General features: G+C 67.9%; 12 protein-coding genes and 1 pseudogene. 9 read left to right on the plus strand and 4 right to left on the minus strand.

Annotation, left to right across the window (positions count from 1 at the left end; genetic code table 11):
- From GT354_RS18235 to eccE, 3 genes and pseudogenes are all read right to left on the minus strand, one after another.
- Window positions 1-393, minus strand: a pseudogene (locus tag GT354_RS18235) (hypothetical protein); the annotation flags it as partial.
- A gap of 186 nt (window positions 394-579) precedes the next feature.
- Complete coding sequence (locus GT354_RS18240) at window positions 580-1440, minus strand: hypothetical protein (protein ID WP_161357356.1); 861 nt, start codon at window positions 1438-1440, stop codon at window positions 580-582.
- Between the two features lie 40 nt (window positions 1441-1480).
- A complete protein-coding gene (gene eccE, locus GT354_RS18245) occupies window positions 1481-2635 on the minus strand; it encodes a type VII secretion protein EccE (RefSeq protein ID WP_161357357.1) in 1155 nt (384 codons plus the stop codon).
- 295 nt (window positions 2636-2930) lie between these two features.
- On the opposite strand from eccE, the gene eccB reads away from it, so the two are divergent.
- From eccB to GT354_RS18290, 9 genes are all read left to right on the plus strand, one after another.
- Window positions 2931-4403, plus strand: coding sequence for a type VII secretion protein EccB (gene eccB, locus GT354_RS18250; RefSeq protein WP_161357358.1), 1473 nt, complete (start codon window positions 2931-2933; stop codon window positions 4401-4403).
- A 276-nt stretch (window positions 4404-4679) separates the two neighbouring features.
- Window positions 4680-5003 carry a WXG100 family type VII secretion target gene (locus GT354_RS18255; protein WP_161357359.1) on the plus strand — a complete coding sequence of 108 codons (324 nt, stop codon included), beginning with the start codon at window positions 4680-4682 and terminating at the stop codon, window positions 5001-5003.
- Window positions 5004-5090: 87 nt separating this feature from the next.
- Window positions 5091-5378 (plus strand): WXG100 family type VII secretion target, encoded by a 288-nt coding sequence (locus tag GT354_RS18260; RefSeq protein ID WP_161357360.1) that lies wholly within the window; start codon window positions 5091-5093, stop codon window positions 5376-5378.
- A 164-nt stretch (window positions 5379-5542) separates the two neighbouring features.
- Complete coding sequence (mycP, locus tag GT354_RS18265) at window positions 5543-6799, plus strand: type VII secretion-associated serine protease mycosin (RefSeq protein WP_161357361.1); 1257 nt, start codon at window positions 5543-5545, stop codon at window positions 6797-6799.
- 880 nt (window positions 6800-7679) lie between these two features.
- Window positions 7680-8228, plus strand: coding sequence for a hypothetical protein (locus tag GT354_RS18270; RefSeq protein WP_161357362.1), 549 nt, complete (start codon window positions 7680-7682; stop codon window positions 8226-8228).
- A gap of 469 nt (window positions 8229-8697) precedes the next feature.
- A complete protein-coding gene (locus tag GT354_RS18275) occupies window positions 8698-9066 on the plus strand; it encodes a hypothetical protein (protein WP_161357363.1) in 369 nt (122 codons plus the stop codon).
- Between the two features lie 2 nt (window positions 9067-9068).
- Window positions 9069-10340, plus strand: coding sequence for a putative T7SS-secreted protein (locus GT354_RS18280; RefSeq protein WP_161357364.1), 1272 nt, complete (start codon window positions 9069-9071; stop codon window positions 10338-10340).
- A 12-nt stretch (window positions 10341-10352) separates the two neighbouring features.
- Window positions 10353-11078 carry a hypothetical protein gene (locus tag GT354_RS18285; RefSeq protein WP_161357365.1) on the plus strand — a complete coding sequence of 242 codons (726 nt, stop codon included), beginning with the start codon at window positions 10353-10355 and terminating at the stop codon, window positions 11076-11078.
- Between the two features lie 52 nt (window positions 11079-11130).
- Window positions 11131-11724 carry a hypothetical protein gene (locus GT354_RS18290; protein ID WP_161357366.1) on the plus strand — a complete coding sequence of 198 codons (594 nt, stop codon included), beginning with the start codon at window positions 11131-11133 and terminating at the stop codon, window positions 11722-11724.
- Window positions 11725-11927: 203 nt separating this feature from the next.
- Here GT354_RS18290 and GT354_RS18295 read toward each other — a convergent pair whose 3' ends face one another.
- On the minus strand, window positions 11928-13256 hold the full coding sequence (locus GT354_RS18295) for a S8 family serine peptidase (RefSeq protein ID WP_161357367.1): 1329 nt from the start codon (window positions 13254-13256) through the stop codon (window positions 11928-11930).
- Between the last annotated feature and the right edge of the window lie 326 nt (window positions 13257-13582).

Consider the following 13582-nt stretch of genomic DNA (forward strand, 5'->3'; position numbering starts at 1 on the left):
CGCGGTCGGCGGGACGGGCGGGGTGGGCGAACTCTGTGGTTCGGGTGCCCCGGGGTGATTGCCGTACGGGCCCGGCAGTTGGTCCGCCGGGACGACCGTGGTGCGCGCGCCGGGATCCACCGCCGGCGGCACGGGCGGCGCGGGTCCGTCCGGCACCCGGGCCGGCGGTACGAGCGTCGCGTCCTCGGTTCCCCAGACGGGCGGCGCCGGCACCGGGGCATGCTGTGGCCCCGGCCCCGGTGGCGCGGGGGCGCGACCGGAGGCGGACTCCGGTGCGGCCGGCCCGCTTTCCTGGTGGGTGTACCACGAGGGCATGGTGAAGTCGGGTCCCGACCACTCCTCCTCTTCGTCTGCCCCCGTCTCGATGTGTGCGCCGTCCTGCTCGCTGCTCACGGTGTGGTCCTTCCGATCGTCCGGAGGCGGCTCGGCATCAGATCACCACGGCGCCGCCGTCCGCCGTACCCCGACCTCCGTCGAGGCTGCCCCCTACACGAGGATCACAGCGTAGCCGGCGGTCCCGGTGGGCGTCGCGGGTCCGTCGGCTTGTTCACCCTGAGCGATAGCGCGAGTACGCCTTGTTCAGTCCATCCGTCGGGGCGGCCCGAGGAGTCCGACCTCCGCCTGAGTGGGGGTCAACATCACGTATTTGCGGGACTTTCGGGTTCCCCACAGGGTCAGTTCGTCGCTCAACGTCGGCAACGCGACCTCGTCCTCGCCGGGCAGTCCCAGGACGGACGCGGCGGCCTGCGCCTCGATCGGGGAGACCCGTTGGATGCCGACCAGGCTCGCGCCCACGCCGATCCGTTGCCGAGCCTGCGCCGGGTCCAGGAAGGGCAGCAGAGTCAGCGTGGTCTGCCACGCGGCCGGTGCGAGCCGGTTGCGCGGCGGCCGGGCGCCGCAGTCGCGGATGACCAGTACCGGGCTGCCCGCCGTGGGGCCCTGCGGGGCCAGCCGACCGACCTGATGCACCGTCACGCACGGCTGGGCGCCGCCCGCGGCCTGCGCCATGGCCGACCACAACTGCGGTCGGCCCGACTCGATCGCGACCCGTGCGCCGATCGCGGCGGCCCGCAACGCGATGATCTGCACCACATACGCGCCGCCGACGAACGCGACGTCGAGGGCCTCGGGCCGAAACAGGCCGAGCACCGCCGGATTGCGCTCGGCGTCGACACCGACCACGACACCGTCGTCGCCGACGGGCAGGCCGAGTGCCGGGAGCTGCGCCATCGTCAGTACGTGCCGTTCGTGCCGCGGCCCGACGAGCCGGGCGAACGCCTTGCGGCGGGTGGGCGCCGGCGGGGCGGGTTGCGGTGGGGGTTGGTTCTGGTTCTGGCCGGGGCTCGGGTTGCGAGTCTGCGGCGGCGGAGCCGGGTTGCGGGTGTTGCCGCGTCCGCTCGGCGCCCGGCGTCTGCCGCGCCCCGTGTTGGTTGTGCTCACTGGTCGATCCTCCCCGTACGTGTGCACATGTGACGCCTCGTCACAACAGGCCGCCGAGCGGCAGGGTGGCCAGCAGCGCCGGTTGCTGTTCCCAGTCGAGTCGGATCAGGCCGATGCGCTCGGCCTTCGCGCGCCGCTCCAGATGGCGGGTCACGTCGGCGAGTTCGCTGCCCGAGCGGGCGGCGATGCGCACGTGCGTGGTCAGCGCGGTGGTGCCGCCGACACCGTGCGTCGCGGTCAGCGCGAAGGTGGTGGCGATGGCCGGGGTCGCGGTCAACGCGCCGACCAGGTCGGAGGTGCGGCCCTGGTTCAGTTGCGGCCAGCGGTTCGCCCAATAGGTCGTGTGCCACCGGTCGTCGCAGCGCCAGGCACGCTTGGACTCGGTGGTGCGCCGGCCGCCGCGCCCGTACTGGCGCACCGAACGGTTCACGCTGCACGACGTGGACAGCGCCTGGACCACCTCGGCCTCGTCCAGCGCGCGAGCCTCGAATCCGGACCCGGTCAGGTTCGAGGCGAGCTGGTTGAGCGCGCGCAGCAACGACAGTTGCGCGCCCGTCTCGCCGCCGCCGCGGGCCGCGATCGCGCCCGCGCACAACTCGGGTTCGAGCCGCAGCGCGATCCACGTGAGCCGCAGCGCGGGCACGTCCTGAAGCCCCTGGTCCATCAACTGCCGGTAGGAACGGGTGGCGAGCGCCTCTTCCGGCAGGTGCGTCGCCGGCGCGGGCTGGGTGTGCTGGATCACCTGGATCGACGACAACACCACGTCGTCGACCTCCAGGGTGCTCACGATCGTCTCCAACGGCAGCGGCCGCTGGGCACGGGTGGGCCGCAACGGCTCGTCGCGCGAGGTGACCAAAAGCACCGCGGTGAGAAACGTTCCGTCGCCGATGAGCCCGATCGAACGGCGTTCGCGGTCGGTGAGCGAACTCGTCACCAACTGCGGAGCACACTCCAGGACCGGCACGAGCGCGGGATCCGCGTCGTCCGGAACGGCCGGCATCCGGCGCCGGCGCCGGAAGTCGAACACGATCGGGAGCCACTGCACGAGCCAGCGCCCGCGCAGGCGGGTCACCGCCGGTACCACGAGCAGTAGGGCGACCAGCCCCAGACCCGCGAGCACCGCGGGATTGGTCGCCAAGCCGATCGCGACCAGCAGGACCCCGAGCTGAACAAGCACTATCTGCTGGATCAACACCCCACCCACGCGCCCGGCGCGTGGGTGAACGCGAAGAACCGCGCTGTGCGGCGCGGGTGGTGACGTTCCGTCAGGTGCGGGCGGGCGGGTTTGCCGATGCGTCCCTACCGGCGCGGGTGCGGCCACGTTTGTACATCCCCCATGCTCACGACTTTTCCCCGTACGCCGTCGCCCGGCTGTCACGGCGGGTGCGGCACACCGTACGGTACGGGGCCACGGGTTCGCCGGCGACCCTGTCGGCACAGCGGGTGATAGAACGTATCGCCGGAGCGCACGGTCGATCACGGGGAGAACGATGGCATCGCGCCGCGAGCAACTTGAGGCGTACATCTTCGCGCGCCGTCGCATGACGGCCGCATTCCTGCAGCCCGCACCGGGCGGGGGCAGTGAGGAGGACGCACCGAAGCCGATGCGCACGGTGATGCCGAGCATCGTCATCGCGATGCTGGTCCTGGTCGGGTTCGGCGTCATCGGCCTGATCAAGCCCGGCACACCGCCCGGGTGGAAGGACAAGAGCAGCCTGATCGTGGGCCGCGACTCGGCGAGCCGCTACGTCTACCTCGACGGCAAGCTGCACCCGGTGCTCAACATCGCCTCCGGGCGACTGCTCCTGGACCCGGGCAAGTTCAAGGTCAACATGGTCCCGGAGAAGCAGCTCAACAGCGTGAATCACGGTGCGCCGCTGGGCATTCCGAATGCTCCCGACCGGCTGCCCACCGCCAAGGACGTCAAGGCCCCCAAGTCGTGGACGGTGTGCGAGCGCCCCGCGCTCGGCAAGGACGGCAAGCCCGACGCGAACGCCGAGCCCCAGCGCAGCGTGTTCATCGGCGCCGGCCCCACGGAAGGCCAACTCGGGCAGCGTGAATCGCTGTACGTCCAGGACAGCGACAATCGCAAGTTCCTCGTGTACGAAGGCAAACGCTTCCAGATCGACACGCCGTCGGTGATCGGCGCGCTCAACCTCATCGGCATACCGCAGCGGGTCAGCGACGCATGGCTGGGGACGCTGGTCGACGGTGGCAAGATCGACCACCCGACGCCGAGCGACTACGGCAAGTCGACCCAACTCAAGCTGGCCCCGGCGTACAACCGGGTCGGCATCGTGCTGCGGGCGGAGGGCAGCGCGCAGCGGCAGAACTACGTGGTGACCATGGAGGGCGTCATGCCCGTCAGCGAACTCACCGCGGTGCTCCTGACCTCGCACCCCAGGGCGAGCGAGCCGTATCAGGGCAAGCAGCCGCAGGCCTACCCGGTGAACATGGGCGAGTTGGGCAACGTCGTGGTGCAGGACCGCACCTACGCCGCGGACCGCGGCTGGCCGGAGATCCCGCCGACCGCGATGAACCGGATCGTGGGCACCGGCCAGGACCTGCCGCGCAACGTGGTGTGCAACACCTTCACGGGCGTGTGGATCGAGAACAAGCCGGTGACGCACCAGTCGGCCGCCACCCGTACGCCCGAACAACTCGTCGACGGCATGGGCGGCGTGTGGGTCAAGCCGGGCACGGGCGCGCTCTACCGGGAGATCACGGGCACCCCGAACGAGGGCGGACCGACGTATCTGGTGGCGGACTCGGGGCTGCGCTACAGCATTCCGGAAACGGCCCAGTCGGGCGGTCAGGCGGCCCCGAACCAGGACAGCGAGGCCAAGCAGCGATTGGGCTACAAGGGCATCGAGGCGAAGCCGGTGCCGCGCGCGTGGTCCGAATTGGTCTCACGTGGGCCACAGTTGAGCCCTGCGGACGCCAAGAAGCCGCAGAGCGCGTGACGTTCGGTGCACCATGGTTCGGACACCCGGGGGATGTCCCTGGAGTCAGAGCCCGGCCGTTTTGAACCAGTGAAGTCCCAGGTTTTATGCAAGGCCAAGCCGGTATCGAGTGCGTAAAGGTTCCGTAACCATGCGTCGGGCTTCGCTTGGGCGGCGTCATCGATAGCGGTTAGAGTTCCCACGGCGTCACAACAGTGACGTTGGCGCGGGGGCGCCCGAGCAGGGTGTCGAGCAAAACTCCCTCGCGCACGTCTGTCTCATGGGGGATGGTGAAACATGGCAGAAGCATTCAAGATCACTCCGCAGATGCTGGCGGACCTGGCGAAGAAGGTCGACTCGGTCTCCAACGACCTCGACGCGGCCATCCGGGACATGAACTCCAAGGTCGACGCCATCGAGGGGCAGTGGCAGGGCGCCGCGAAGACGGCGTTCGACCCGCTGCAGGAGGCGGCCGTGCAGAAGGCGCAGGGCGTCCGCACGGCACTCGCCAACATCTCCGCGGCCATGGGCCAGAACGCGAACACGTACGACACGACCGAGCAGGAAGTCGCGAACGCCATGAAGAAGCAGAGCAGCAACATCGGCTCTGTTCTCGGCTGACCGAATTCCGGTCGCGTGCCTGTCTCGTAGCTGCCCGGGGTCAACGCCCCGGGCAGTCGTTCGGTCATCCAAAACTGGGGAGAAAGTATGTCGCAGGTAGTCGTAACCTTTGCCGCGCTCGAGCAGGCGGCAGCCGACGTTCGCGGTCTCAACAGCCGCCTGGACCAGATGCTCGCCGACCTCAAGCGTCAGATCGCGCCCGTCGCCGAGACCTGGGTCGGTGACGCGAAGGACGGATACCACGCGCAGCAGATGGCGTGGGACCAGAACGCCGAAGGCCTCAAGCAGGCCCTCGAGGGCATCGCCGCCGGTCTCGCGAGCGCGGCCGACGCGTACCGCCAGACGGAGGCCAGCAACGCCAAGATGTGGGGCTGACCGGTACAGCCGGATCATCGCGGGGTGGGGAGGAGGCGGGCGCGAGTCCGCCTCCTCCCGTGTTTGCGGATCGCTCTTCGAGCGGTCTGTGGAGCGGCCGAGGCACAGTCGCCGGCCCGGAATTGATTGGCAGTCAGGTGTTGATCCGGAAGGCGATCGAACCGATGCGAACCGTTCGCCGGCGGCGATGGGTGGCTCCCGTTCTGGCCCTGGGAATCCTGCTCCCTTCGGGCGCGTCGGCACTGTCGATCGGCGCGTACGCCGCGGCGCCGACGGACACCCGTCTACTCGCGGACGGTGAATGCCAGTACCCGTCCAAGCCCCTCGAAGCCAAACCCTGGTCGCTGCAGCGCGTGTTGCTCGACGAACTGTGGCAGAAGTCCACGGGCAAGGGGGTCACCGTCGCGGTGATCGACAGCGGCGTGGACAAGGAAAACCCGCAACTGGGTCCGGCCCTCACCATCGGCGGCAAGGACTACTTCAACCCCGCCGGCCAGGGCACCGACGACACCAACGGGCACGGCACGATGGCGGCGGGCATCATCGCAGCCCGGCCCGGTGAACGGCTGACTCCCAAGCTGGACACGGGCTTCGTGGGCATCGCGCCCGACGCCTTGATCCTGCCGATCCGGCAGAACGGCGGCGACGAGGCGACCAAGGGCAACGAACTCACCCTCGCCGACGCGATCAACTTCGCGGTCAACCTGCCCGACATCCACGTCGGAGTCATCAACATCTCGCAGGACACCGAGGGCGACCGGGCGCCGGGGGGCGAATTGCGCGAAGCGGTTCGGCACGCGATCGAGGACAAGGGCGTGGTCGTGGTCGCCGCGGCCGGCAACTCCGGCGACAAGGAGAACCGGGACACCTGGCCCGCGAGTTACCCGGGTGTGTTGGCGGTGGGCGCGTCCGACCGCAACAACGAGCGGGCGCCCTTCTCGCAGAACAAGCCGTACGTGGGCGTAATGGCCCCGGGCGTCGACATGTGGTCGACGGTCCCCAAGGGCGGCCACTGCCTGGGCAACGGCACGTCCTTCTCCGCGCCGTACGTCGCGGGCGTGGTCGCGCTGATCCGTGCGCAGCACCCGTCCTACACGCCGGCCCAGGTCGTCACGCTGATCGAGCAGACGGCACAGCGCGCCGCGCCGGGAAGCCTGCCCGGTGTCGGCTGGGGCGTGGTCGACCCGCTGCGCGCGCTCAACACGAGCACGGTGCCGGGCAAGGCGCCGGTCCCGGACCCGGTGGTCGACCGCAGTACCGAGGTCGTCCACGTCGAGCCGCTGAGCTACGGCCCGACCCGAGCCGAGAAGGACCGGCGCAAGGCGTCCGTCGTGCTGTTCCTGGCCCTCGGCGTCACCGTCATGGTCATCTGCGGCGCAGTCGTCATCCGCGACGCCCGCAAGCGCGGGACCGCGAGCTGACGGCACCGAATCAGGGGAGTCGGCGAGGTCGGAGCCCGGGACGGAATCGGCCGCCCGGGTCACCCGACCGCGACGGCGACGGCACGTTCGACGGGCACGGGGCGCGCCGACCCCCGTGCCCGTCGGCGCGACCGGGCCCGGTGGCGAACACGCGACCGCTTCCCGGGGTGTGGGTGGCCCGGACCGGTGCCATCGACGCCGCGACGGCCTGATCACGGCCGTTACGGGCGCATTCCCGTGCCTGCGGTGTGGGGCTCGCAGTCGACGCCGTCGATGCCGGAACGAGGGGTACATAAGCCCCCGGGGTCGTCGTCCCACGCGCGAAAGCGTGTCGAGAGCAGGCCGACCGATGCGACCGGCGCGACGCTCCGGTATGAACCGATTCATCGAACCGAATTCCGAGATTCGCTCGTAAAACATCGGGCCAGGTAAATCATCGGCCAACCGTAGTGATGTGATCGCGCACCGGCGGTTAGGGTGCCACCACGTACGGATCCGATCCTGTTGCGGCGTCCGAACATCGCGAAGAATAGGACATCTCGGGGAATGATTTTGCCTGTGATCATTTCCAGGGCGAGTGTTGTCCTACCACATCGAGTTGATGCACAAGAATGCGGCGGGCATCACCCGGGCTGGATGACGAACGGGACAGACCGGGTTCCGGCCGCATCGGCGCGGGGGCTCGAGTCTCTCGAAGTCGCCCGGGATCGGCGGACTCGTGCGAAGTTCGGAACATTTTGTCCGTAGCGGCAAAATTCGCACAGAAAACACTGACCACGACCGGACTCGCGACCCTGTCGAAAGGGACAAAATGCTAGGTGAGGCGAAGCTTCGAACCATTGTCCAGGATCTGCTGCACCCCGCTGAGCGAATGCGTCTCGTGACCTATATCGGATACGAGGATGGTCGTTCGAGCATCGATCTCTCAGGAGCGCCCGACCCTTCGGATGAAGCCGGTACCGTGTTGGAGTCCGACGCGAAGAAGAAAGTCGACAGGCAATATGGGCTGCGTGGGTGGGCCGACTTCGGCTGGTCCACGCTGGAATTCCTTAGATTTCTGCTCGTCTGCGCCACGATCGTTGGCATTCTGAACGTGGGGTGGAGTCGGCGGTTCTTGCAAGGGAATGTCGGAAGCATCGTGACGCGAATGCCGATCGAATTGTGGATCGATCCCCGAAGCTGCCACTACGGAACGGTGCTGCTCGTCAGTGACCGACGCCTCGTTCTGGTGCTCGTCAAGGACGACGGTTCAGGTGATGCCAAGGTGCTCATGGAGATTCCGATCGAGAGCGTAGACGGAGCCTTTACTCGACGAAGCCCGGTATATGTGGGTATGTGCAAGATTCGCTTCACCGACGGTTCGAGAATCAAGCTGCGACCTTTCCGGACATCCGCCGGTGAGTTGGTGAAGGTGCTCAACTCCCGCTGATCATCGACTGCCGCAGGGGAGTCGACCCCGGTCTCGGTGGACCGGACGCCGACGACGGGCCGACGTGTGGGCGGACTGCGAAGGCGGGTGAGGTGGATGAATCGGGTGAATCGTAAGAAATACGGTTTGGTTGCATCAATTGGCTACAGTGTCCCGCAAACCAATACGTCTCGAAAATCGTTGGGGGCGTACTGTGCCGATCCCAAGGGCGGACGTTATGGTGCTGCAACGCACGGACAACTGATCCCGTCCCGGAACTGAGCACCGGGAAAAGTGGACATCTCGGGGGATGCCTGCTGATGAGAGACGACGTGAGGGTCGATCCCGGCTTCCGTGCGCGCACAGCTTCGCGAACGACGACGCGCCGCACATCGTGGGGACACGAGGAGGAGCCCGCGTCGGGCACGAGTACACGGGGGAGTGAGGCGCCCGCGGGTGCCTCACCCATGAACAAAGGGGTTGAGGAGCCATGTCGGGTTCCTTCAAGGTCGTCCTGAGTGAGATGGACGGTCTGTTCAAGAAGCTTGATTCGTGTGCGGGTGAGATGAAGACCGCCATGAACGCCATGAAGGAGACGGGTCCCGGTCGTACGGGGCACAAGTCCCTGGATTCCGCCTGTGATCATTTCCAGAGCGAGTGGTCCTACGGCATCGAGTTGATCCACAAGAACACGGCGGGCATCACGGATGTTCTCGGGGCGATCCGGGACAACTACAAGACCGTCGAGGACAGCATCACCGACGCGATGAAGAAGGCCGGGGGCGGTATGACGAACGGGGCGGGCCCGGTCCCCGCCAAGGGGAACAGCAACATATCCAACGTCTTGAACGGGGCCTAGCAATGACGACGGATGCGGATTACCCGGCCCTGGGATTCGACCCGGCCCCCGGCAACGTCGAGGCCATGGGCACACTCGTCGACACGCTCACCCGAGTCGGCACTCAGCTGCAGCAGACCGAAGAGGTCATGACCTCGATCGGCAAGAGCGGCATGTGGGAGGGGGACGCGGCCAAGGGTTTCGGGGACAACCTCGGCCCGATCCCCAAGTACCTGGCCGACGGTCGCGACTCGATCAGCAAGGCGTCCACGCAACTGCACTCCTGGCAAAGCCAACTCGGGGCGTTCCAGACGAAGGCCAAGGACTTCGAGGCCCAGGCGGCGGCTGCCAAACGGGCCCTTCTTACCGCCAAGGACAGTCCCGACTTCCAGCTCGCCGGCAAGCACTTCGACACCGACGCGGCGTTGCACGACGCCGAGGCCAAGCTGAAGGGCGCGCAGGACGCGCTGAACAAGGCCCAGGGTTCGCTCGACTCGATCATCGACCAGGCGAAACGCCTGAGAGACGAACACGACCGCATCGCCGAGGAGATCGCCAGGATCATCCGCGACGCGGCCTCCGGCGCCCCGAACAAGCCGGGGATGTGGGACAAGATCAAGGGCGCGGTCGCCAATCTCGGCGAGAAGATGAAGAACCTGGCCAAGAACATCGGCCAGTGGATCAAGGACAACGCCGACGTCATCAACCGGGTCTGCGACGTCATCGGCGATATCGGCGCCGGCCTGCAGATCGTCGGCATCGCCTTGGCGGCCACCGGCATCGCGGCACCGCTGGGCGGCGCGCTGCTCGGCATCGGCGCCGGCTTCAGCGGAGTGGCGCTGGTGGGTCACGCCGCGACATTGGCCGCAGGCGGCGGTGGCAGTTGGAAGGAATGGGGTCCCCGACTGCTCGGTGACACCCTCGGCGTGCTGCCCGGCGTCGGTGCGATCAAGGGCGGAGCCAAGGCCCTGCAACTCGGAGCCAAGCAGGGCAACATCTTCGGCAAGATCCTGATGGGCGAGACCGGTGGCAAACTCACCGGCAACTTCATGCGCCTCGGCGGCAAGATGAAGAACGTGGTGGGCGACGTCGCTCAGCTGAGCAAGACCGGATTGGCCACCCTCGAAGGCATGAAGATCTCGATGAAGATCCCGCACATCAAGGAGTACTGGCTTCCGCAGAATGGTCAGCAGGCCGCTTTCGTCGGCGGCGCCGGTCTGCTCGGCGGGCCGGGCGGCCTGGGCGCCGGACTCGTCGGGAACGCGTTCTACAATGCCGTCCACGGTGGAAAGTAAGGGCTTCGGATCATGACTGCCGCAGAAACCGAAGCCCCGATAGCTCCCCCCGTTTGGTTCAAGCTTCCCGACGCTTTCACCCAGATCCCGTTGGACGACGACCTCGAAGTGCGTGCGGATCGCGTCGGGGAACTCGTGATGGGCGATGTCGAGAGCATCACGTCGTATGAAGAAGCCGAAAGTCTCGTCAAGGCCATGGCCTTCTGGGGCGCCATGTCGGAAGTGCTCGACGAGCAGGGCGCCATGATCGCCGCGATCCTCGCGGTACCGCGGGACACCGGCGACGAGGTCGACGTGATCAGCTTCGCGCTGACCTTCACCCAGGTCACCCCGGCTCCACCCGAGGTGGCGATTCCCGGCCTGCTGACGACCGTCGAGCGGGAGAAGCCGGACGCGGACGTACGCGCGATGACCCTGCCGTGCGGCGAGGCCGTGGCGGCCGTCGCCATCGGTGACCTGCGACTGCCGGTCCCCGAACCGGAGCCGGGTCGGCCGGACACGCTCGACATGTTCATGGGCCACATCCAGGTCCTGATCCCGGTCCCGAACGAACCGTGGCTCGCCGTCTTCGACATGACGTCGACAGCACAGGAGTCGTGGCCGGAATGCTCCGAGTTGATGGCGGGGATCATGCGCAGCGTCAGCTTCACGGAACCCGACGGATCGGATCCCGACGTGTTGCCGGCGGCTCCGGCGTGGGAGCCCGACTACGGGCCCACGTACCCGTCGAAATCCTGACGTGTTCGGGCGCAAGCCCGAAGTAGACCCGAGGCGCGAGGAGATGCTGTCCGTGGCTGACGAAACGGCGATGCGAGCCGTGGTGGACCCACTGCTCCGCCCGGGGGAACGCGCCGTGCGGGTGGCGCGGGTCACCGTGTCCGGTGGTGAGGACGGTTCCGAGGGAACCCAGGGCACGATCCGGGCCGAAGCCAAGGAGGTCCGGCGAACGTACGGAACGCGTAGCGGACTCGCGGTGCTGTACGGGCTGTTGGGTGTCCTGACCTTGATCCTGGTCGTGATCACGATCGTCGGCCTGGTGGTGCTCGAACGGCTGAGCCATCGCAAGCAACACAGCCTGCCTTCGGGAAGCATCGCGGGCGGCATGCCGGCGGAGTTGCGTCTGGACCCGAAGGTCGATCGCAGCAGTGCCCTGCTGGTGGTCACCGACCAGCGCATTCTGGTCACCGTCGCGGGGGAGACCGCTCCCGTGCCGGCCCCGGTCCTGTGGGAGTGTCCTCGGCACGTCGTCCGCGACGCGAAGGCGATGTGGACGGACAACCTGCGCCGCGAGTGCAAGGTGACCTTCTCGGACGAGTCGTACATCAGCTTCCTGACTCCCGGCAGCTCCGCTGGGGAGCTGGCCTCGGTGCTGGGCTCGCGCTGATCCCGTCACTCGACACGCGGGCCGCCGCCGGGGGATACCCGAGCCGGTGGGAGCGCCCTCGTGACGCGTGTTCGGGGCGGACGAAAGGCCCTTGCGGTGCGGACTCGAGGTGAGCGGCCGCGGCCCACACATCCCGTGTGGGCCGCGGCCGCTCACGTTTGCCGTGGAGACCGCTGCGCGTGTGCGGCGCTCGATGGACATGGTCAGTTCTGGTAGGGAGGCCAACCACCGTTGCCGTAGGGCGGTGGTTGGGGTCCGCCGCTCCATTGCGGATTGGGTGCGGCGTAGGCGCGGGCCGCAGCTTCCTCCTCGGCGCGGGCTCGGCGGCGGTTGCGGATGATCAGGGCTGCCCCGACTGCGACGAGGACGGCCACGCCTGCTCCGCCGGCGGCGATGGGGACGAGGTTGGTGCTGTTGTCGTCGTCCGACGTGCTGCCGGTGGCCTTGTCGACGGGTGGGGCCGCGGCGGCGGGGGTGGCGGGTTGGGGTGTTGCGGTATTCGGGGCGCTGCCGGTCTGCGGTGCGGTGGAGGGCATCAGGCCACGCTTGCCGATCAGGGGGTTGACTTCGGCGGGGCCGGGGGGATCGGTCGAGTTGAGTGCTTGGCGGGGGCTGACGGAGCCCCAGCCGAAGGAGTCGGACGGGACTTCGGCGCCGCCTGTGGGGCGGTTTGCGGTGTCGATCAGGCGCTTGATGACCTGGTTCGCGGTCCAGTCCGGATGCGCGGACCACACGAGGGCGGCGACGCCGGAGGTGAGGGCTGCCGCATTACTGGATCCCGTGCCGATGCAGTAATGGGTTGTCTTGGTGCAGGCCGCAGGAACGTCCGTGCCGGGACCGGAGATGGAAATCCACGAACCGGCGATGGCGTTGGAGGACGGAGCGCCCTGGCGGTCAAGACCCCCTACCCCGAGGACTCCCGGATAGGCCGCCGGATAGATCGGCCCGGGCCCAGGTGTTTCGGTGGTGTTGCCACCGGCGGCAACCAGCAGCTTTCCCTTGCTCTGGGCGTATTCCACGGCGGCGGCCAACTGGGGTGACGGCCTGCTGGAACCGACCGAGAGATTGATGATCCGCGCCGGAGAGTCCGCCGCGAGCCGGATCCCGTCGATGATCTTGCCCGTGTCCTGATACATACCGGCAAGGTCCGAGCTGAACGGAAGGATCTTGGCCCCGGGTGCAATGCCGTACGCACCTTGACCATTGCCATTTCGGCCTTGGCCTGCGATGAGGCTGGCCATGCCTGTGCCGTGGCCCTCCTTGTCGTCGGAGGCATTGAGCCCAGGCAGTACCTGACCGACCAGATCGGGATGGCTGGCATCGACGCCACTGTCGACGACAGCCACCGTGATGCCCTTGCCGGTGGACACCTTCCACGCTTCTTCGATCTTCCATGAGTCCAGATACCACTGTGCGGCCCGAACCGAATCGGCCCGAGCCGGCGGAGCGGTCCAAACCGCGCCGAGCAGGACGACCATGAGCAGCGCGAGCAGCAGCGGCGCCCGTTGGGCATGGATGAGGCGACCGCTCATGCGGAGTGGGTGTCCCTTCTCGGAGGGTGGCTGGATGAGGGTCAGTCGATGACAGGCGGGACCACACGAGAGCGTGGCTCGTTCAACTGGTCGTCGTCCGTGTACGGATTTCCGGGGCGCGGTCGAGGCCGTCGGGAGCGGTCGGTCGCCGAGTTCTGCCCGCTCGGCCGACCGATGCCGGATCCGCCGCGTGTGCCTGTTGTGTTGCCGGAAGCCGACGATGGAACTCCGCCGACGGTGCCACCGGGCGACGTGGTCAACCTGTTGCGGGTGCGGCCGGACGAGCCGCCGCTGCCTCCGCCGGCGCCACCTGCCCCGCCCATACC

Source organism: Streptomyces sp. SID3343 (genome assembly GCF_009865215.1).
GTDB lineage: Bacteria > Actinomycetota > Actinomycetes > Streptomycetales > Streptomycetaceae > Embleya.